We start from the raw sequence: 18,537 nt of genomic DNA on the forward strand, positions 1-18,537 counted from the left end.
TATGACGGTAAGTGACACGTTAGCTTTCTCCGCCTCTCAGGTCTGACATGAAATTATGCAACACGTCAACCAATTCCTCAGGAGGTCCGCCAATCGCGGAAGCCAATTCCACCCCATCTCTCCGCTTTTTGAAGTGCCGCCCAAGGAAGTGAAGGTAAATCTCATCGAGTATCTCCTCTCCAGGAGCCCATCGAATCAGTTGTGCTGCTGACATTTCTCCTACTTCCTGCTCGGCGATATCCCAATATTCCTTTACGGTTGCCCGCATGGTTGCGGGATTGGGCAATCGGGACTCGATGAAATTCCAGAACTCGTCCTCGCTCACGCCACGACTGGCCAGTTCGCCGCGCGTCTTGTGATCCATGAGGCGAATATTCCCAATTCGCCGCGCAACTCGATTGATCACCATGGCTGGACGTAGCTTTTCGGTGCTACGACGGATCGCTTGTCTTACGGTATCGGCGGTTACTTCCTTGACGGGTGAGTGACGCGACAGAACGGAGGTAATTCCTTGTGGTTGAAGCAAATAGTTTTCAATTTCCCGACAGTCAAGAATGTAAACACTTTCAGATCGGGACAGTCTATCCATGATTGCCGGTGCAAGCTCGTCCCGGTCGCGCAAATAAAGGACTCGACGCGCCCCGATTCGATCAGTCTCTGCTAGCCAACTGGCAAACAGATCGGCAAGCCTAGCGTTATCGCCACCGCCTCCCGAAATTACTGATACCCGTGGATTCCTTATCACCTCCGGAAACCAGGCGGTCAGGATATCTACATCTGATGGCCCCTCTACGACGAGAATCCGATCAGCGGACAACACGTCTGAGAGGCGGACCCCCAAGGAGCGCAGGAGCTCCAGCGGAGCTTCATCAACCGTCGATAGCTGTGAGGCACCTTCAGTCCGGGTTACTTGCCAAAGCTGGTTACCTCCGGGTGTCCAGTCGAGCATCACGGGGCTGTGTGTAGCGGCGATGATTAGCCTGTCGGAGGCCCACGAGTTAAATAGGCCGAGCAATGCACGTTGCGCTGCTGGGTGCAGATTCGTCTCAGGTTCCTCCACTACGAGTACCGATGGAGGTTCCTGTGTTAGCCCCACGACAAGGGTGAGCAGAAGTTGTTCTACCCCTGTTCCTAGCTCCGTCAGGTTGTGCCGGAATCCATGATTAAAAGGATCAGAGAACGCCACTTCGAGCGTATTACTTACCGTGGGTGTTTCCAGCCTCCCAACATCGGGAACCATCTGGGAAATCAACTCACGGAGCTCCTCCATGAGCTGGAAGCGGTTTGTTTGCAAATCGAGAAGTACGGCCGGAAGATTGCTGCCCGTTGGGTCTAGGCGCGGCTCGCTTGCGAGGCTGGCTGAACGAGGGGAACCGCCTCGGAGGGCCTTGAAGTGATAGAAATTAGAGCGCCAGAGGTCTAGCTCCTCCCAAATGGGAACAAGTTCCTGCATCTGCGACCGCAGCGACTCCATAGGACTGTAACTACTCGAAGCCCAGCGCTCCGAAAGGGTGACGCCGCCTCCAGTTGCACCTGACTGGTCTGGTGCGACTGCCTGAAAACTGTATCCATGGCGTTTATCTGAAGTGATTCGCGCAACACATACTAGATCGGATGAGGGCCAACTTGCTTTGATCTCGAAGATGGAGAATCCTTCACCTGCTCTAATTCCGAACACTATCTGGATCTCTTGAAAGATCTCCTCGGCCGTAAGGAGCTCGCTCGGAATTCCGCGAATTCTGCTGAGGATGTCAGAGCGTGTTGCTTCAGACAGTCGGAAGGTGGCCGTCACGCGTGGGGCGGAGAATGAGCCGGCATTTTGATATCCGACTCCATGTTCATATCCAATGGTTCCGGCTATGACATCCAGTGCCGACAGAAGGGAAGACTTTCCGCTATTGTTCGTACCTGATACGAGGATCAGGCCGCTTGTGGGAAGTATCCAATCGGCTTTCTGGAAGGCTCGATAGTTTTCAAGTGTGACGCGACGCAGCTCCATGGGAGAATGCTGGCACTCGCAGTGGGGTCCTGCAGCCCGTTTTGCCGAAATAGTTTGTGCCGACTGTCTGTCGACGGTCCAGCTGGCGCGGATGGACGGGCGACGTAGCTGGGGAACGTGGCAGCTCACCACGGCACCAGAACCAGAGGACCGTGCCGGCAAGATGGGCTATTGACCAGCTGCTTTCGCTCCCGGTCAGCCCTCTTCGCCAAGCAGGTGAGCTGACGGTTGGGCAAGCCCTCTGGGCCGTCCCTGGGCCGTCCGACGCTGACAGTCGATGCCCATGGGTGATGACCCCCACCCCGCTCTGGCCTGGGCCCCCGCAGATGATTTGCCACACTGGACGTGTTATGGCTACACCCGGAGAACTGGCATTTGTCAAGGTCATTGGTTGCAGCTGACACAACGCCTGACACCAACAGCAACGAACGGCAGCGGTCAGCCAGGGATGGCAGCGGACTGCGGACCGCGGCGCAGAGCGGGAGCACCGACCTGAAGACGCTGCATGATTGACCTGATAAAGATGCGGCCCGATCTCGCAGCGGCATGGCGTGCGGCCATCCTCTGGCCAAGAACCTGCCGGCCAGCCTCTGACTGCTGGAGGACGGCCAGGTCATGGGCCGCATCGCCTCTGATCGGTGGCCGGTCTTGAAAACCGCTGCGGCAGTGTCAGTGTCGCGTGTCAGGCTGTGGCCATGATCGGTGACGTACCCAACGTTGAAGCGGGCCAGGAGTTCAGCACGCGCCGGCAGGCGCACGAGGCGGGTGTCCACAGGCCCTTGCAGGCGGGCATCTGCGGGACGAAGAAGACTGGCGCAGAGTCCATCGTCGTGTCCGGCGGCTACAAGGACGATGAGGACTACGGAGACGTCATCGTTTACACCGGCCACGGTGGTCAGGACGGTGCCGGCAACCAGGTGACCGATCAGACTTTGGACGACTCCGGCAACGCAGCGCTCGTGACTAGCTACCTCGAAGGACTGCCTGTCCGCGTCCTGCGTGGCTACCAGGCTGGCACCCCCTACGCCCCTGCGGCCGGGTACCGGTACGACGGTCTGTACCGGGTCACCAACTACGGCAGCAAGCTCGGCATCGATGGCTTCCTGATCTGGCAGTTCCGCCTCGAAGCCTATGACGACACGCCCACGCCCCAGACGACGCAGCAGGCGGAGCTCCCGAGTGCGCCTGGAGAGGGGGAGGCCGCCGTCACGGGGAACGAGACCCCCGAACGCGTCACCTCGACCGTGCAGCGCATCGTTCGGAGCAGCGCCGTGAAGCGGCAGGTCAAGGAGTGGCACGACAATCGGTGCCAGATCTGCGACCTGCGCATCGAGGTCCCCGGCGGTAGCTACAGTGAAGGGGCTCACATCCGAGCCCTCGGGGCTCCTCACAACGGCCCGGACACGACCGGCAACGTCCTCTGCCTGTGCCCGAACTGCCACGTGATGCTCGACGCCGGCGCCATCGTCATCGAAGACGACCTGACGGTGATCCGCGGCGGCCAGCCTGCCGGCACGTTGCGAACCGACCCTCGGCACTTGATCGACCTGGACTGCGTCCGCCACCACCGGGAACGCTGGCGTCAGTAGGCCGCGACCAAACCCGATCACGACGGGTCGGATCTGCGCCTGTTCCCCCAGGTGTCCCCCGGCGCCGAGGCGGTAGAGGGAAGTGGCAGGCTGCAGGGCATGAACTGAGCCCGCTGTAAATCTGCCGGCTCAGCCTTCCCAGGTTCGAATCCTGGCGCCGCCACATGGGACAGAGCCCCGTGATCTGCGAGAGCAGATCACGGGGCTCTTGTCGTTGTCTCGGGGCGCCGCCGTCGGGGCAGGGGCACCACTGGTCGCGCTGCGGCCCCGTACCTCACTAGAATCGAACGTGTGAACGAGGACCGTCCGCTGACGCGTCTCGACATGCTGCGCTTCGCCCGCCGCGTCGTCGAACACCAGGCCGCCAGGCAGCTCGCCCTGATGGACCGGTGGATCGCCGACGAGGAACGCCGGGAGACCGAACGGCAGCGCCGTCTCGACGCCCGGCAGGCCGCCGCCGCGGAGTGGGCCATCGAGCGCGGTCTCAACGGCCGGAGCACGGTGTACGTCCACGTCGGCGGCTGTACGGGCGCCGGCGGACGGGCCAAGGGCGTCGGCCGGGAGCAGGCGGTACGGGCCCTCACCGAGGAAGGAGTCCCCGCGTGCCCGCTGTGCCGACCGGACACCGCGCTGGGGATTCTCGAATGACCGGCCCGGGTGCGGGCCCGGCCGGTCCGGATGATGCTGGAGCCATGGCCGGGAAACGTCCCATCATCGTGCACCTGCCGTCCCCGACCGGCGGTCGCCGGGTGCGGGTGGACGGCGAGATCCTCGGCCTCGCGCACAACGTGCGGGACCTGGTGGAGTTCCTGCGCCGGGCGGGGCTGGAGATCGAACCCGAGGAGGTGGCCGACTCGCCGCTGATCGACTGGCGGGGAGTGGGCCCCGACCGGTGGGAGGCGGAGACCCGGACCTGATCGATGATCGCGCCGCCGTCGTCGCCCGGGAGGGGTGCGTGGACCACCCGCTCGGGCACACTGGCGGCATGTCCTCCCGACGCAGAACCTGTCCCGTGTGCCACCGCGACATCGCCGTCGTCGCGGGCCGCTTCGCACGGCACGACCCGCCCGGGGCGCGGGAGAACGGGGAACTCGTCTCCTGCGCCGGGTCGCGACAACCGGCGCAACTCGGCGCGGTGCAGCCTTCCTTGGACGGTTACGCCGTGCCCGACTTCCCGGGGCAGCTGCCGCTGTTCTGAGTCCTGACGGGCCGACAGCGGGCGGGCGGGACTTCCTACGGCTCGTCAGCAAGGCGCGCGAGGAGGGATGGCGGGGAGGGCGAGCAGGAGGGCGAGGGAGGCGAGGCCGCTTGACCGGTCAACGGCCGGCGTCCCGGCTCAGTTCCCGGCCACCGACTTCACCGCGACCGACACCGGCGTCGAACCGCTGATCAGCTCCAGCGTGAGACCGGCCGTCGCCGGCGTGTCCACCAGCTCCGCGAGGACGGTCGCCACGTCGTCCCGGGGGATCGAGCCGCGCCCCGTGTGCGCCTCCAGCCGGACCAGGCCGGTGCCCGCGTCGTCCGTCAGCGCACCCGGGCGCAGGATCGTCCAGTCCAGCGCCTCCTGCCGGGTGAAGTAGGCGTCGGCCTCACCTTTGGCACGCAGGTACACGTCAAAGACGTCGTCCCCTTGGTGCGCGGGGTCGGCGCCCATTGAGGACACCACCACGAAGCGGCGCACGCGCGCGCGTAGGGCCGCGTCCGCGAACAGCACCGCCGCGCCCCTGTCCACCGTGTCCTTGCGGGCCGCGCCGCTGCCCGGGCCCGCGCCGGCCGCGAACACCGCCGCGCCCGCGCCCTGCAGGTGCGCCGCGACCTCCTCCACCGAGGCGGACTCCAGGTCGAGCAGGACCGGCTCGGCACCGGCCGCGCGCAGATCGTCGCCCTGCTCGGCTTTGCGGATGATGCCCGCCACCTCGTCCCCGCGCGCGGAGAGCAGGCGCTCCAGCCGCAGCGCGATCTGACCATGACCACCAGCGATGACAATGCGCATGAGACCGACCGTACGCCCGGAGAGCCGCATCCGCCGCACGAGTCAACCGCCGTGCCGAAGCGCCCCGTAGACGCGCTCGCGCCCCGGCGCCCGGTCATGCCCGGATGCTCACAAGTGCGCGCTCGGCGTGTAAGCGCGGACGGATGCCGGCGCCCGAAGAAGGCCGCCCGTGCGGTGGACACCGCTCTCCCCGACGCCCGCTCGGCGCACAGCAAACGATCAGGCGCGCTGGCGCATTTGGTGCGGACGCGGAACGATCACGCCCCCTCCCGGCCCCGCTCCACGGCGCGCACGCGTCCCGGTTCGCGCCCCAAGCGCGCACCCGCCGACACCACCTCACAACTTCACGCCCCGCCGCCCCGAAGTACTCCGTGCCGCCGAAGTGCCCACTGCCACCGTGAAGCCCGCCGCGCCGTGAAGCCCCCGTGCTGCGCCGAAGCCCGCCGTGCCGCCGAAGCCCGCTGCGCTGCCCCGGAAGTCCGCCGCCTCGCCCCGAAGCCCCCGCCACCACGAAGCCCTCCGCACCGCCCCGCGAGGTACCGCGGCCCCGGCCGGCTCCCGCGCCGCCCCTGCCGCCCCCCTCCCCGGCCGTCGCTCACGACAGCTCCCCCCGCCCCTGCCGAGGCAGGCCCAGTTCCGCTGTCGCCGCCGAGTTGCAGTACTCGCGGACCGCGCTCGTGCGGGCCACCACTCGGCCGCGGTGCACGACGATCCGGCTGTAGGCCAGGGACAGCGCGCCGGGAAGGTGGTCGCCGCGTACGGCCAGCAGTTCGGCCGGGAAGCCCGCTTCCACGCGGACCTCCGGCAGGCCCAGCACCGCGCGTGCCGAGGCGCACACGGCGTCGTAGGCGTCCTCGGGGCGCAGGCCGTGGGCGGAGGAGAGGAGGTAGGCGGCCTCCAGCGGGTCGCCGCGGCCGACGGGGTTCGACACGTCGCGCAGGGCACCGCTGCCGGCCGCCACCCGCACCCCGGCTGCGCGCAGCAGCCGTACCGGCGCCGTGCCCCGCCGGTCGGCGCCGCCGCAACCGCCCTGGGGCAGGCACACGACCGTCACACCGGCCGCCGCGAGCTGGTCGGCGACGCGGGAGGCGGCATCGGTGGGCAGGCGCGCGAGACCGGCGCACGGCCCGATCGTCACGCCGGGGCGCAGGCCCCCCGCCATGGCCGCGAGCCGGGAGAGCCGGGCCGGGTCGGCGGCGTCCGTGTGCAGGTCCACGGGGCAGCCGTGTTCGGAGGCCACCTCCAGGACCGCCTCCACGTAGCCGGTGGGATCCGGGTCCAGGTCCGGGCAGCCGCCCACCACACCGGCGCCCATCTTCACCGCGTCCCGCAGCATGGCGAGCCCGTCGGCCCCGGCCACCCCGGTCAGCAGCCGTGGCATCGCCACCGCCGACAGTTCCGCCAGCCCCCGCAGCGACCGCCGCGCCTGCAGGACCGCGCCCAGCGCGCCGAGCCCCTGGACGTCGCCCACGCGTACGTGCGCGCGTACCGCCGTCGCCCCGTGCCCGAGCTGGAGCAGGGCCGCCTCCGTGGCCCGGCGCTGGACGTCCTCGGGGGCGTACGACGCGGGGCCGGGGCGTTCGGCGGACAGGGCGGTGTCGCCGTGGGCGTGCGGTTCGGCCGGCGCCGGCAGGAGCAGATAACCGGTCAGGTCCACCCGCACGGCGCCCGTCCGGGCCGGGCCCGGCGCGAGACTGCCGGTGGTGCCCACGGCCTCGATGCGCCCGCCGCCCAGCCGTACGTCCACCGTTCGGCCGTCGGTGAGCCGTGCCCCGCAGAGCAGGAGCGCGGCCTGGTCGGACGGTCCGGAGGACCCCGACGAGTTCGACGGCGGTTGCGGCTGCGGCTGGCTGTCGGGCATCGCGCTCCAGGGTGGGGGCCGGGGGGCGGGCGGGCCGGCGTGAGGGAATCGGGGCCGTCCACCGCCCCAAGATCACGCAGAGTGAGTCGAGCCTAGGGCGACGAGCCCCGCGGGACGCGCAGGAGCGCAATAGTCGTACCGGCGTGGTCCGCCCCAGGCGGTACACGCGTCACCCACGCGCGCGGGCGGGCAGACGCCGTGCGGCCGGGCAGACGCCCAGCGGTTAGGCGCCACGGACGCCCGCACACGCATGCGCGCGTGTCGTCGGTGATCGCGCCGTGCCTCCCGGGGTTCAAGGGGCTGCCGTGCGGGCTGTGGGGGGAGTCCCGGCGGGCGGCCGGATACGGATTTGGGCGAACGGCGGCGGACCGTGTAATGTCTTCATCGCTCGCCCCAATAGCTCAGTCGGCAGAGCGTCTCCATGGTAAGGAGAAGGTCAACGGTTCGATTCCGTTTTGGGGCTCTGGTGTGAGAGGTTCCCGCCGCGAGGCGGGGGCTGATCTCATCAAAGCGGTGTAGCTCAGTCGGTAGAGCAAGCGGCTCATAATCGCTGTGTCACCGGTTCAAGTCCGGTCACCGCTACTGACAGTAGCCGATTGCGGGGTCGGTCCTTCGATCGGCTACTCTTTCTTGCGTTGAATCAGTCCACCCGTTCGTCTTAGGAGCACTCACGTGGCTGCCACCGACGTCCGCCCGAAGATCACGCTGGCCTGCGTGGAGTGCAAGGAGCGGAACTACATCACCAAGAAGAACCGGCGTAACAACCCGGACCGTCTTGAGATGAAGAAGCACTGCCCGCGTTGCAATGCGCACACCGCGCACCGCGAGACGCGATAAACAGGCTCGTCCGTGAGGCCGCCCCCTTCCGAGGGGGCGGCCTCACGGCGTTTTACCGGCTCGGCACCCAGCCCGCCGTACCCGGCCGCCGCGCCGCCCCCGTGCGCATTCCGCGGCCGGTTTCCGGCTAATTTGGGGCCAGCACAGCAGACATCAGGAGGTGCCGGGCCATGGCGCTCGACCAGTCCTTCGTGGGACGGACCTACCCGCCCACCGCGCCCTATGAGGTGGGCCGGGAGAAGATCCGCGAGTTCGCCGAGGCGGTGGGCGAGACCAACCCGGTGTACACGGACCCCGAGGCCGCCAAGGCATTCGGCTACTCCGACGTGATCGCCCCGCCGACCTTCGTGTTCTCCATCACCTTCCGCGCGGCCGGCCAGGTCGTCCAGGACCCGCAGCTGGGGCTGGACTACAGCCGCGTGGTGCACGGCGACCAGAAGTTCGTCTACGCCCGCCCGGTGCGCGCCGGCGACCGGCTCACGGTCACCTCCACGATCGAGGCGATCAAGTCCCTCGCGGGCAACGACATCCTGGACATCCGCGGTGAGGTGCACGACGAGGCCGGCGAGCACGTCGTGACCGCCTGGACCAAGCTCGTGGCCCGCGCGGCCGAGGAGGCGTGAGGACGCGATGACGGCGAAGATCGCCTACGACGAGGTCGAGGTCGGCACCGAGCTGCCGGCGCAGACCTTCCCCGTGACCCGTGCCACGCTCGTGCGCTACGCGGGCGCCTCCGGGGACTTCAACCCGATCCACTGGAACGAGAAGTTCGCCAAGGAGGTGGGCCTGCCGGACGTCATCGCGCACGGCATGTTCACCATGGCCGAGGCGATCCGCGTGGTGACCGACTGGACCGGCGACCCGGGCGCGGTCGTGGAGTACGGCGTCCGCTTCACCAAGCCCGTCGTCGTCCCGAACGACGACCAGGGCGCCCTGGTCGAGGTCAGCGCCAAGGTCGCGGCCAAGCTGGACGACAACACCGTACGGGTGGACCTGACGGCGATGAGCGCCGGCCAGAAGGTGCTGGGCATGTCCCGGGCGGTCGTACGGCTCGCCTGACGACCCATGCGGTGTGTAAGGGGCGTCCCTCTCTGCGGGGCGCCCCTTACCCGTGGCGTTCTCACGCACCTCACGGACAGCCCCGCGAACCTGTCCTTGACGAAGTTAGTGATTGAGTACTAACTTTGGCGCATGCCCAGGATGAGCGCAGAGGAGCGACGCGAGAGCGTCATCCGCGCGGCGACCGCCGAGTTCGCGCGCGGCGGCTACCACGGCACCTCCACGGAGGCCATCGCCAAGCGGGTCGGTGTCTCGCAGCCGTACCTCTTCCGGCTCTTCCCGGGAAAGAAGGCGATCTTCCTGGCGGCGGCCGAACGCTGCGTGGAGGACACCATCCGGACCTTCGAGGAGGCCTCGGAGGGGCTGCGGGGCGAAGATGCCCTGCACGCCATGGCGAACGCGTACACCAAGGTCATCGCTGAGCGGCCCGAGTGGCTGATGATGCAGATGCAGATGTACATCGCCGTGGCCGCCGCGGAGCAGGAGGGCGACCGGGAGTTCGGCGAGAGCGTGCGGGCCGGCTGGATGCGGCTGTGGGACACCGTCCGGCTGGCGCTCGGTGCGGACGTCGACGGGACGACCGCCTTCCTGGCGCACGGGATGCTCATCAACTGCCTGGTGGCCATGGGTTTCCCGCCCGAGCACCGGGTGTGGGAGGGGCTCTATCCGTCGGCCCGGCTCACGGGTCGCCTGGAGGCGTAGGGGCCTGGCCCCGTCGTCTCGGAGGGCATGGGCATGCCCGAGAAAGTTAGTCAGCAATAACTAACTAAGATTCCTGGGGGAGCGATGGCACAGACAGCAACACCCGGCACCACCCCGACGCGCGGCAGCGCCGTATGGGCCCTCGTCATCACCAGCGTCGCCGGATTCATGGCGTCCCTGGACAACCTCGTCGTCACCACCGCCCTGCCCTCCATCCGCAAGGACCTCGGCGGGGCACTGGACGACCTGGAGTGGACCGTGAGCGCGTACACGCTCACCTTCGCCGTCCTGCTGATGTTCGGCGCCGCGCTCGGCGACCGCTTCGGACGCCGGCGGATGTTCATCGCCGGACTCACCGTCTTCACCGGCGCTTCCGCCGCCGCGGCCATGGCGCCCGGCATCGGCTCCCTGATCGCCGCCCGCGCGGTCCAGGGCGTCGGCGCCGCCGTGATGCTGCCGCTCACCCTGACCCTGCTCACGGCGGCCGTGCCCGCGGCCAGGCGGGGGACGGTGTACGGCATCTGGGGCGCCGTGAACGGACTCGCCGTCGCCTCCGGGCCGCTGATCGGCGGCAGCCTCACCGAGCACGTCTCCTGGCACTGGATCTTCTGGCTGAACGTCCCGCTGGGCCTCGCCGCGCTGCCGCTCGCCCGGCTGCGCCTCGCCGAGTCCCACGGCACCGGCGCCCGCCTCGACCTCCCCGGCACGCTCCTCGCCAGCGGCGGGCTCTTCGGGATCGTGTACGGCCTGGTCCGCGGGCCCGCCGACGGCTGGAGCGACCCCGTGGTGCTGACCGCGCTCGGCGCGGGCGGGGCGCTGCTGGCGGGCTTCGTCGGCTACAGCTCCCGCGCGGCGCACCCCATGCTGCCCATGCGGCTGTTCCGCTCCCGGGCCTTCTCCGGGATCAACGCCGCCAGCCTGCTGATGTTCGTCGGGATGTTCGGCTCGATCTTCCTGCTCAGCCAGTACATGCAGGGCGTTCTCGGCTACTCGCCCACCGAGGCGGGGCTGAGGATGCTGCCGTGGACCGGCATGCCGATGCTCGTCGCGCCCGTCGCCGGGATCCTCTCCGACCGGGTCGGCGGCCGGCCGGTCGTCGCCGCGGGCCTGCTCCTCCAGGCCGTCGGGCTCGGCTACATGGCCCGGGTGGTCACCACGGACGCCTCCTACGCCAGTCAGCTGCCCGCCCTCGTCATCAGCGGCGTCGGCATGGCCCTGTACTTCGCGCCGGCCGCCAGCCTGGTCATGGGCAGTGTCCGCCCGCACGAGCAGGGGATCGCCTCCGGCGCGAACAACGCGCTGCGCGAGGTGGGCGGCGCGCTCGGCATCGCGGTGATGTCGTCGATCTTCTCCGCGCAGGGCGGTTACGAGTCCGCGCAGAGCTTCGTGGACGGTCTGCGGCCGGCCCTGGTCACCGGCTCGGCGGTGGTCGCCCTCGCCGCGGTCGCGGCCCTGGTGATCCCCGGCCGCCGGAGCGCCGCACCCGCGGCCGGGGAAGCGCCCGCGCCGGTCCTCGAAACCGCCGCCCGCTGACCCGCCACTCCCGCGCAAGGAGCCCGCGATGCCCACGCTTCCCTGGACCGTGCCGACCCCGCCACCGGCCGGCGCCGAGGCGCACGTCTTCGCCTCGCGCTTCGAGACCCACACCCTGTGGGGCGCCCTCCGCTTCCTCGTCCGCACGCCGGCCGTCTGGCGACAGGTCGGCCGCGCGCCCGGCGCCTACGGGGCCACCCTCAGGGCACAGCCCCTGCGGCGGACCTTCTGGACCCTGTCCGCCTGGGAGTCGGCCGCCGCGCTCGAGGAGTTCGCCCGCTCCGGAGCCCACCGGCCGACGTCCCGCGCCCTGGCGGCCCAGATGCGTGCCGTCCGGTTCGCCACCTGGCAGACCTCCGCCGACGAACTCCCGGTGAGCTGGGAGGAAGTGACACGGCGACTGACGTAGCCGCCGCCGAGACGGCACCGCGCACGCGCGCGTGGACCTCCAGCCCACAGGGCGGTCCACGCGCGCGTGGTGCTTTTCCGGGCGCGACGCTCGCCGGCGGCCCGGCGGCCGGCGCAAGGACAGCGCGCGCCACCGATGTTCCCGGCGCGCGCCGCCCCCGGGACCGGGGCTCCGGAGCCCGGCGCACCCCGCACCGGTCCGGCGAGACCCGGCTCCCGCCGGCACGGCCCCCGCCGACCCGTCTCGTAGTCTTGGGCCCGTGCAGGTACTCCACGACGCCCCCCTTGCCCCGCTCACCACCTTCCGGCTGGGTGGTCCCGCGACGCGGCTGGTGACCGCCGCCACCGACGCCGAGGTGATCGCCGCGGTCCGCGAGGCCGACGACAGCGGCACCCCGCTGCTGGTCATCGGCGGCGGATCGAACCTGGTCATCGGCGACAAGGGCTTCGACGGCACCGCGCTGCGCATCGCCACGCGCGGGGTCGAACTGCGCGGCACCACCCTGGAGCTGGCGGCCGGCGAGGTGTGGACCGACGCCGTCGCCCGCACCGTGGAGGCCGGGCTCGCCGGGATCGAGTGCCTGGCCGGCATCCCCGGATCCGCGGGCGCCACGCCGATCCAGAACGTGGGCGCCTACGGCCAGGAGGTCTCCTCGACGATCACCGAGGTGATCGCGTACGACCGCCGGGCCGGCGAGACCGTCACGCTGACGAACGAGGAGTGCGCCTTCTCGTACCGCCACAGCCGTTTCAAGGCCGACCCGGAGCGCCATGTCGTGCTCCGGGTCCGCTTCGAGCTGGAGGACGCGGGCGGGCTGTCCGCGCCGGTCAAGTACGCCGAGGCGGCCCGCGCGCTCGGTGTGGAGCCGGGGGAGCGGGTGCCGCTGGCCGCCGCCCGGGAGACCGTGCTGAAGCTGCGCGCCGGCAAGGGGATGGTCCTCGACCCCGAGGACCACGACACCTGGTCGGCCGGCTCCTTCTTCACCAACCCGATCCTTGACCACGAGCAGTTCACCGCGTTCCACGCGCGCGTGCGCGAACGGCTCGGCGAGGGCGTCGAGCCCCCCGCCTACCCGGCGGGGGAGGGCCGCACGAAGACCTCCGCGGCCTGGCTGATCGACAAGGCGGGCTTCACCAAGGGCTACGGCAGCGGCCCCGCCCGCATCTCCACCAAGCACACCCTCGCGCTCACCAACCGGGGCGACGCGACCACGGAGGACCTGCTCGCGCTGGCTCGCGAAGTGGTCGCCGGCGTCCGCGAGGCCTTCGGGATCACCCTGGTCAACGAGCCGGTGACCGTCGGCGTCAGCCTCTGAGAGCGGCTCCGGGAGCCTCGGGGAGTGGCTCGCGGAGCCTCCGGAGGCGGCTCCGGGCAGTGCCCGCTCAGTAAGCCACCCCGACCCCCTGCTTCAGGGTCTCCCTCGCGTCGATCATCGACAGCATCGCGTGCGCGACGTCCGCGCGCGCGATGAAGCGGCCCTTGGGCGGGAAGCCGCCGACGACGGTGCGATAGCGGCCGGTGAGCGGCTTGTCCTGGAGCCGCGGCGGCCGCACGGACGTCCAGTCCGTGCCGCTGCGGGCCAGCTCGGCCTCCATCTCGCGCAGATCGGCGTAGACGTCCTTCAGGATCGCCGACACCAGGCCCCGCACCCCGCGGTCCAGGGGACCGTCGTCCACCGGGGCGGGACCGACCGGGCCGGCACTGACCACGAGCAGCCGGCGTACGCCCTCCACCTCCATGGCGCCCAGGACCGTACGGGTCAGCCGGGTGGCCACCCCGGCGTCCTTGCGGCTGCGCGCGCCCAGGCCCGACAGGACGGCGTCCCGGCCCCGGACGGCGGGCCGCAGCTCCTCCGGGTCGGCCAGGCCGCTGCGGACGACCTCCAGACGGTCGCCGGTGACAGTGAGCCGGGCCGGGTCCCGTACGACGGCCGTGACCTCGTGACCGGCGTCCAGGGCCTGGCGCACCAGCTCCCGGCCGATCCCTCCCGTGGCGCCGAAAACAGTGAGCTTCATGCCGACCTTCCCCCTACTCAGGTGGGTAAGTACTTACTCACCCCTCTCCCCGACTAGAGTGGGTAAACACTCACCCACCCGTCAAGCCCGATCGGAGCTCCATGGAGACGAAGCCGGCGCGTGTCCGCATACTCGACGCGGCCCACGAGCTGATGCTCACCGTCGGCCTCGCCCGCGCCACCACCAAGGAGATCGCCCGCGCGGCCGGCTGCTCCGAAGCGGCCCTCTACAAGTACTTCGACAGCAAGGAAGAGCTGTTCGTACGGGTCCTCACCGAACGCCTGCCCCGCCTCACCCCGCTGCTCAGCGGCCTCGCCGCCGCACCGGGCCAGGGCACGCTCGCCCAGAACCTCACCGAGATCGCCCGCCAGGCCGCCCTCTTCTACGAGCAGAGCTTCCCGATCGCCGCCTCCCTCTACGCCGAAACCCAGCTCAAGCGCCGCCACGACGAGGCGCTGCGCGCGATCGGCTCCGGCCCGCACCTGCCCATCCAGGGCCTGGACGCCTACCTCCGCGCGGAACAGGCCGCCGGCCGGGTCCGCGCCGACGCCGACACCTACGCCGCCGCCTCCCTCCTCCTCGGCGCCTGCGCCCAGCGCGCGTTCGCCTACGACGCCACCGAGACCGGCGAACGCCCGCCCGTGGACGAGTTCGCCGCCCGCCTGGCGAGCACCCTGCTGGGCGGAATCTCCGTTGCGGACGCGCCGGTCGACCCGGGACCCTGACGCCATGAGGCACCGCACATGAGGCCCCGCCGATGCGGTTGAGGCTGCGCGAGTTCCGGCCCCGCACCGGGCCGCACGAGTACCGGATCGTGCAGCCCCGGCACACCCTGCGCCACACCTCGCTGCGCGCCCCCGACCCCGTCGGCATGCTGCTCGGCGACCACGACGGGCTGAACCGGCTCGCCGGTCTGTTCTCCTTCGCCGCCCGCTCCCCGCACACCATCGTCCACGTGCCGCTGCGCGACGGCGTCCCGCCCGACGAGGGCGTCGGCGACCTGGTCGACCTCGTCCTCGCCCACGACAGCCTCGGCCTGCGCCCCAGCCAGTGGCCCGGCCTGCGCCGCCGACTACGGCAGGGCACCCCGCTGACCGTCCGCACCGACGAGGCCCGCACCGCACGGGACGCCGCCGCCTGGAGCGAGCGCCGCGACCGGGCCGGCTGCCGGAGCGACCTCAGGCACGTCACGCACGCGCGTACCCTCTTCCTCTTCGGCCACCGGGAGCTGTTCGCGGAGACGGCCACCTGTTCGCGGACGCGGCGGGCCGGGGGCCGTATCAGGACCGTGTCGCCGAAGGACGCATGGCGTACCTGGGGTCGTTCCTGCACCTGGTCGATCCGCCCGGCGGCGGGCACCCCGTCGAGGTGATGATCTGCTTCAAGCCCTATCCGCCCTACGCCCACTTCAGGCCGCCGGGCGCACCAGCCAGTCGTCCACGCCGGCCAGCAGCCGCGCCTTGACCTCCTCCGGGGCGGCCGAACCGCGCACCGACTGCCGGGCCAGCTCCGCCAGCTCGGCGTCCGTGAAGTCATGGGAGTGGCGGGCGATCTCGTACTGCGCGGCCAGCCGGGAGCCGAACAGCAGCGGGTCGTCGGCGCCCAGCGCCATCGGCACGCCCGCCTCGAAGAGCGTGCGCAGCGGCACGTCCTCCGGCTTCTCGTACACGCCGAGCGCCACGTTCGACGCCGGGCACACCTCGCAGGTCACGCCCCGGTCGGCCAGCCGCTTCAGCAGCCGGGGGTCCTCGGCCGCCCGCACCCCGTGCCCGATCCGCGTGGCGTCCAGGTCGTCCAGGCAGTCCCGGACCGACGCCGGGCCGGTCAGCTCGCCACCGTGCGGGGCCGACAGCAGACCGCCCTCCCGCGCGATGTGGAAGGCCCGGTCGAAGTCGCGCGCCATGCCCCGCCGCTCGTCGTTGGAGAGCCCGAAGCCGACCACGCCACGGTCCGCGTAGCGCACCGCCAGCCGGGCCAGCGTGCGCGCGTCCAGCGGGTGCTTCATCCGGTTCGCGGCGACCAGAACGCGCATGCCGAGCCCGGTCTCCCGCGAGGTCGTGTCCACCGCGTCCAGGATGATCTCCAGGGCCGGGATCAGACCGCCCAGCCGGGGCGCGTACGACGTCGGGTCCACCTGGATCTCCAGCCAGCCCGACCCGTCCCTCAGGTCCTCCTCGGCGGCCTCCCGGACCAGGCGCTGGATGTCCTCCGGCTCGCGCAGGCAGGAGCGCGCGGCGTCGTACAGCCGCTGGAAGCGGAACCAGCCCCGCTCGTCCGTGGCCCGCAGCTTCGGCGGTTCCCCGCTCGTCAGCGCCTCCGTCAGCGCGTCGGGCAGCCGGACGCCGTACTTGTCGGCCAGTTCCAGGACGGTGCCCGGTCGCATCGAGCCGGTGAAGTGCAGGTGCAGATGGGCTTTCGGAAGCTCAGAGAGATCACGTACACGCTCCATTCCCAGATCCTGCCGTACGTCCCCGCCGTCCCGGTAGCCGTTTCCCCGTACGTGGTCTTGCTCGCACAAACGAACAGGGGCACCTCCGGAGATCCGGAGGTGCCCCTGTCCAGAAATGGACGACTCAGTCCCTGGCCTCCGCCAGCAGCTTCTGGATGCGGCTCACGCCCTCGACGAGGTCCTCGTCACCGAGCGCGTACGACAGCCGCACGTAGCCCGGCGTGCCGAAGGCCTCGCCCGGGACGACCGCGACCTCGGCCTCCTCCAGGATCAGCGCGGCCAGCTCGACGGTGTCCTGCGGGCGCTTGCCGCGGATCTCCTTGCCGAGCAGCGCCTTGACCGACGGGTAGGCGTAGAACGCGCCCTCGGGCTCCGGGCAGACCACGCCCTCGATGTCGTTGAGCATCCGCACGATGGTCTTGCGGCGCCGGTCGAAGGCCTCGCGCATCTTCGCCACGGCCTCGAGGTCACCGGAGACGGCGGCCAGCGCGGCCACCTGGGCGACGTTGGAGACGTTCGAGGTGGCGTGCGACTGGAGGTTCGTCGCGGCCTTGACCACGTCCTTCGGGCCGATGACCCAGCCCACGCGCCAGCCGGTCATGGCGTACGTCTTCGCCACACCGTTGACCACGATGCACTTGTCGCGCAGCTCCGGGAAGAGCCCCGGCAGGGACACGGCGGCGGCGTCGCCGTAGACCAGGTGCTCGTAGATCTCGTCGGTGAGCACCCACAGGCCGTGCTCGACGGCCCAGCGGCCGATCGCCTCGGTCTCGGCCTCGGTGTACACGGCGCCGGTCGGGTTGGACGGGGAGACGAAGAGCACCACCTTCGTCTTCTCCGTGCGTGCCGCCTCCAGCTGCTCGACCGAGACCCGGTAGCCGGTCGTCTCGTCGGCGACGACCTCGACCGGGACACCGCCGGCCAGGCGGATCGACTCCGGGTAGGTCGTCCAGTACGGCGCCGGGACGATGACCTCGTCACCCGGGTCGAGGATGGCGGCGAACGCCTCGTAGATGGCCTGCTTGCCGCCGTTGGTGACCAGGATCTGCGAGACGTCGGGCTCCCAGCCGGAGTCGCGCAGCGTCTTCGCCGCGATGGCCGCCTTCAGCTCGGGCAGGCCGCCGGCCGGGGTGTAGCGGTGGTACTTGGGGTTCTTGCAGGCCTCGACGGCCGCCTCGACGATGTAGTCCGGGGTCGGGAAGTCGGGCTCACCGGCGCCGAAGCCGATCACCGGACGCCCGGCGGCCTTCAGGGCCTTGGCCTTGGCGTCCACGGCGAGGGTGGCGGACTCGGAGATCGCGCCGACTCGGGCGGAGACCCGGCGCTCGGTGGGAGGGATTGCAGCGCTCATGCGGCCCATCGTTCCAGACCGGAAATGAGCCCGGCACACGGGTTTCACAGACTGAACAGGAAGGGTCGAGGCGTGAACACGGGTCCGAATCCGGGCCCCGGCCAGGACGATCTATGGCCACGTGGCCCCGGACGGGCTCTTTCTGTTCGACGCCGGGCCCCGGAACACGTACACTCTCACCTCGTTGGCCTTCAGCAGCCGCCACCGAGCAGGTGCACACCGGGCACCCGGTCGGATGCGGTACGTTGGGGGACACACAAAGGGTCGTAGCTCAATTGGTAGAGCACCGGTCTCCAAAACCGGCGGTTGGGGGTTCAAGTCCCTCCGGCCCTGCTACACACACCGCCAGGATGTGTGCGCATGTACGTACTGCAATGCACCGCCGTGCGGCTCAGAAACCGGGCGCGGCACGGCCACGACCCGGGATCAGGTGAGGACTATGACGGACGCCGTGGGCTCCATCGACACGCCTGACGCCCAGGACGAGGTGTCCGAGTCCAAGAAGCGGACTCGCAAGGGCGGCAAGCGCGCCAAGAAGGGCCCGCTCAAGCGACTGGCCACCTTCTACCGCCAGATCATCGCGGAGCTCCGCAAGGTCGTCTGGCCCTCGCGCAACCAGTTGACCTCGTACACCACCGTGGTGATCTTCTTCGTCGCCATCATGATCGCCCTGGTGACCGTGATTGACTATGGGCTCAACCACGCGGCCAAGTACGTCTTCGGCTGAGCCAAGAGCGAAG

The 18,537-nt window shown here is 70.0% G+C and carries 19 protein-coding genes, 3 tRNA genes and 1 pseudogene; 17 read left to right on the plus strand and 6 right to left on the minus strand.

All coding sequences use genetic code 11. The features are described 5' to 3' along the window. Positions 1 to 19: 19 nt before the first annotated feature. Positions 20 to 1,999, minus strand: a complete 1,980-nt coding sequence (locus tag OO52_RS46850; protein ID WP_078876785.1) for an AAA family ATPase — start codon at positions 1,997 to 1,999, stop codon at positions 20 to 22. Positions 2,000 to 2,694: 695 nt separating this feature from the next. Here OO52_RS46850 and OO52_RS04305 point away from each other — a divergent pair. The 4 genes from OO52_RS04305 to OO52_RS04320 all read left to right on the plus strand — a co-directional run bounded on the left by OO52_RS04305 (position 2,695) and on the right by OO52_RS04320 (position 4,786). Next, positions 2,695 to 3,588, plus strand: coding sequence for a YDG/SRA domain-containing protein (locus OO52_RS04305; protein WP_030641121.1), 894 nt, complete (start codon positions 2,695 to 2,697; stop codon positions 3,586 to 3,588). Positions 3,589 to 3,879: 291 nt separating this feature from the next. Continuing rightward, on the plus strand, positions 3,880 to 4,236 hold the full coding sequence (locus tag OO52_RS04310) for a DUF6233 domain-containing protein (protein ID WP_030641123.1): 357 nt from the start codon (positions 3,880 to 3,882) through the stop codon (positions 4,234 to 4,236). Between the two features lie 44 nt (positions 4,237 to 4,280). Beyond that, complete coding sequence (locus tag OO52_RS04315; protein WP_030641125.1) at positions 4,281 to 4,505, plus strand: hypothetical protein; 225 nt, start codon at positions 4,281 to 4,283, stop codon at positions 4,503 to 4,505. A 68-nt stretch (positions 4,506 to 4,573) separates the two neighbouring features. Further along, positions 4,574 to 4,786, plus strand: a complete 213-nt coding sequence (locus OO52_RS04320; RefSeq protein WP_030641127.1) for a hypothetical protein — start codon at positions 4,574 to 4,576, stop codon at positions 4,784 to 4,786. 138 nt (positions 4,787 to 4,924) lie between these two features. On the opposite strand, the gene OO52_RS04325 is transcribed toward OO52_RS04320, so the two are convergent. Beyond that, positions 4,925 to 5,581, minus strand: coding sequence for an NAD(P)H-binding protein (locus OO52_RS04325; RefSeq protein ID WP_030641130.1), 657 nt, complete (start codon positions 5,579 to 5,581; stop codon positions 4,925 to 4,927). Positions 5,582 to 6,176: 595 nt separating this feature from the next. Then, positions 6,177 to 7,442: an amidohydrolase family protein gene (locus OO52_RS04330; protein ID WP_030641132.1), complete on the minus strand. Its 1,266-nt coding sequence runs from the start codon at positions 7,440 to 7,442 to the stop codon at positions 6,177 to 6,179. A 390-nt stretch (positions 7,443 to 7,832) separates the two neighbouring features. Between OO52_RS04330 and OO52_RS04335 the strand changes: the two genes are divergently transcribed. The 9 genes from OO52_RS04335 to OO52_RS04375 all read left to right on the plus strand — a co-directional run bounded on the left by OO52_RS04335 (position 7,833) and on the right by OO52_RS04375 (position 13,297). Further along, positions 7,833 to 7,905, plus strand: a tRNA-Thr gene (locus OO52_RS04335). A 46-nt stretch (positions 7,906 to 7,951) separates the two neighbouring features. Beyond that, positions 7,952 to 8,024 (plus strand) — tRNA-Met (locus OO52_RS04340). A 90-nt stretch (positions 8,025 to 8,114) separates the two neighbouring features. After that, on the plus strand, positions 8,115 to 8,279 hold the full coding sequence (gene rpmG, locus OO52_RS04345) for a 50S ribosomal protein L33 (protein ID WP_003948671.1): 165 nt from the start codon (positions 8,115 to 8,117) through the stop codon (positions 8,277 to 8,279). Positions 8,280 to 8,449: 170 nt separating this feature from the next. Continuing rightward, on the plus strand, positions 8,450 to 8,902 hold the full coding sequence (locus OO52_RS04350; RefSeq protein WP_030641134.1) for a MaoC family dehydratase N-terminal domain-containing protein: 453 nt from the start codon (positions 8,450 to 8,452) through the stop codon (positions 8,900 to 8,902). 7 nt (positions 8,903 to 8,909) lie between these two features. Further along, positions 8,910 to 9,338 (plus strand): MaoC family dehydratase, encoded by a 429-nt coding sequence (locus OO52_RS04355; protein WP_030641136.1) that lies wholly within the window; start codon positions 8,910 to 8,912, stop codon positions 9,336 to 9,338. Positions 9,339 to 9,470: 132 nt separating this feature from the next. Then, the gene (locus OO52_RS04360; protein ID WP_030641139.1) at positions 9,471 to 10,040 is read left to right on the plus strand and encodes a TetR/AcrR family transcriptional regulator; all 570 of its coding nucleotides are present in this window, start codon (positions 9,471 to 9,473) and stop codon (positions 10,038 to 10,040) included. An 84-nt stretch (positions 10,041 to 10,124) separates the two neighbouring features. Further along, the gene (locus OO52_RS04365) at positions 10,125 to 11,573 is read left to right on the plus strand and encodes an MFS transporter (RefSeq protein ID WP_030641141.1); all 1,449 of its coding nucleotides are present in this window, start codon (positions 10,125 to 10,127) and stop codon (positions 11,571 to 11,573) included. A 28-nt stretch (positions 11,574 to 11,601) separates the two neighbouring features. Further along, complete coding sequence (locus OO52_RS04370; RefSeq protein ID WP_030641143.1) at positions 11,602 to 11,982, plus strand: hypothetical protein; 381 nt, start codon at positions 11,602 to 11,604, stop codon at positions 11,980 to 11,982. Between the two features lie 259 nt (positions 11,983 to 12,241). Then, positions 12,242 to 13,297, plus strand: a complete 1,056-nt coding sequence (locus OO52_RS04375) for a UDP-N-acetylmuramate dehydrogenase (RefSeq protein WP_030641145.1) — start codon at positions 12,242 to 12,244, stop codon at positions 13,295 to 13,297. Positions 13,298 to 13,364: 67 nt separating this feature from the next. On the opposite strand, the gene OO52_RS04380 is transcribed toward OO52_RS04375, so the two are convergent. Further along, a complete protein-coding gene (locus tag OO52_RS04380; protein ID WP_030641146.1) occupies positions 13,365 to 13,997 on the minus strand; it encodes an NAD(P)-dependent oxidoreductase in 633 nt (210 codons plus the stop codon). A gap of 101 nt (positions 13,998 to 14,098) precedes the next feature. Between OO52_RS04380 and OO52_RS04385 the strand changes: the two genes are divergently transcribed. Together OO52_RS04385 and OO52_RS04390 are read left to right on the plus strand one after the other, a co-directional pair. Beyond that, entirely contained in the window at positions 14,099 to 14,722 is a 624-nt protein-coding gene (locus tag OO52_RS04385; protein ID WP_030641148.1) for a TetR/AcrR family transcriptional regulator, read from the plus strand. 32 nt (positions 14,723 to 14,754) lie between these two features. Next, positions 14,755 to 15,461, plus strand: a pseudogene (locus OO52_RS04390) (hypothetical protein). Here OO52_RS04390 and OO52_RS04395 read toward each other — a convergent pair. Then, entirely contained in the window at positions 15,406 to 16,446 is a 1,041-nt protein-coding gene (locus OO52_RS04395) for an adenosine deaminase (RefSeq protein ID WP_030641150.1), read from the minus strand. The pseudogene OO52_RS04390 and the gene OO52_RS04395 overlap by 56 nt on opposite strands. Positions 16,447 to 16,570: 124 nt before the next feature. Further along, positions 16,571 to 17,797, minus strand: a complete 1,227-nt coding sequence (locus OO52_RS04400; protein ID WP_030641152.1) for a pyridoxal phosphate-dependent aminotransferase — start codon at positions 17,795 to 17,797, stop codon at positions 16,571 to 16,573. Positions 17,798 to 18,057: 260 nt separating this feature from the next. Between OO52_RS04400 and OO52_RS04405 the strand changes: the two genes are divergently transcribed. Both OO52_RS04405 and secE read left to right on the plus strand, forming a co-directional pair. Next, positions 18,058 to 18,130 (plus strand) — tRNA-Trp (locus OO52_RS04405). 106 nt (positions 18,131 to 18,236) lie between these two features. Then, positions 18,237 to 18,524 (plus strand): preprotein translocase subunit SecE, encoded by a 288-nt coding sequence (gene secE, locus OO52_RS04410; RefSeq protein WP_030641154.1) that lies wholly within the window; start codon positions 18,237 to 18,239, stop codon positions 18,522 to 18,524. The last annotated feature ends 13 nt before the right edge of the window (positions 18,525 to 18,537 follow it).

It is taken from the genome of Streptomyces flaveolus, assembly GCF_000716535.1.
GTDB classification, from domain to species: Bacteria; Actinomycetota; Actinomycetes; order Streptomycetales; family Streptomycetaceae; genus Streptomyces; species Streptomyces flaveolus_A.

What these genes read in the sequence shown, in the direction of transcription:
- OO52_RS46850 (WP_078876785.1), bottom strand. Translation starts at nt 1,999, where the DNA reads ATGGAGCTGCGTCGCGTCACACTTGAAAACTATCGAGCCTTCCAGAAA.
- OO52_RS04305 (WP_030641121.1), top strand. Translation starts at nt 2,695, where the DNA reads ATGATCGGTGACGTACCCAACGTTGAAGCGGGCCAGGAGTTCAGCACG.
- OO52_RS04315 (WP_030641125.1), top strand. Translation starts at nt 4,281, where the DNA reads ATGGCCGGGAAACGTCCCATCATCGTGCACCTGCCGTCCCCGACCGGC.
- OO52_RS04320 (WP_030641127.1), top strand. Translation starts at nt 4,574, where the DNA reads ATGTCCTCCCGACGCAGAACCTGTCCCGTGTGCCACCGCGACATCGCC.
- OO52_RS04325 (WP_030641130.1), bottom strand. Translation starts at nt 5,581, where the DNA reads ATGCGCATTGTCATCGCTGGTGGTCATGGTCAGATCGCGCTGCGGCTG.
- OO52_RS04330 (WP_030641132.1), bottom strand. Translation starts at nt 7,442, where the DNA reads ATGCCCGACAGCCAGCCGCAGCCGCAACCGCCGTCGAACTCGTCGGGG.
- OO52_RS04350 (WP_030641134.1), top strand. Translation starts at nt 8,450, where the DNA reads ATGGCGCTCGACCAGTCCTTCGTGGGACGGACCTACCCGCCCACCGCG.
- OO52_RS04355 (WP_030641136.1), top strand. Translation starts at nt 8,910, where the DNA reads ATGACGGCGAAGATCGCCTACGACGAGGTCGAGGTCGGCACCGAGCTG.
- OO52_RS04360 (WP_030641139.1), top strand. Translation starts at nt 9,471, where the DNA reads ATGCCCAGGATGAGCGCAGAGGAGCGACGCGAGAGCGTCATCCGCGCG.
- OO52_RS04365 (WP_030641141.1), top strand. Translation starts at nt 10,125, where the DNA reads ATGGCACAGACAGCAACACCCGGCACCACCCCGACGCGCGGCAGCGCC.
- OO52_RS04370 (WP_030641143.1), top strand. Translation starts at nt 11,602, where the DNA reads ATGCCCACGCTTCCCTGGACCGTGCCGACCCCGCCACCGGCCGGCGCC.
- OO52_RS04380 (WP_030641146.1), bottom strand. Translation starts at nt 13,997, where the DNA reads ATGAAGCTCACTGTTTTCGGCGCCACGGGAGGGATCGGCCGGGAGCTG.
- OO52_RS04385 (WP_030641148.1), top strand. Translation starts at nt 14,099, where the DNA reads ATGGAGACGAAGCCGGCGCGTGTCCGCATACTCGACGCGGCCCACGAG.
- OO52_RS04395 (WP_030641150.1), bottom strand. Translation starts at nt 16,446, where the DNA reads ATGGAGCGTGTACGTGATCTCTCTGAGCTTCCGAAAGCCCATCTGCAC.
- OO52_RS04400 (WP_030641152.1), bottom strand. Translation starts at nt 17,797, where the DNA reads ATGAGCGCTGCAATCCCTCCCACCGAGCGCCGGGTCTCCGCCCGAGTC.
- secE (WP_030641154.1), top strand. Translation starts at nt 18,237, where the DNA reads ATGACGGACGCCGTGGGCTCCATCGACACGCCTGACGCCCAGGACGAG.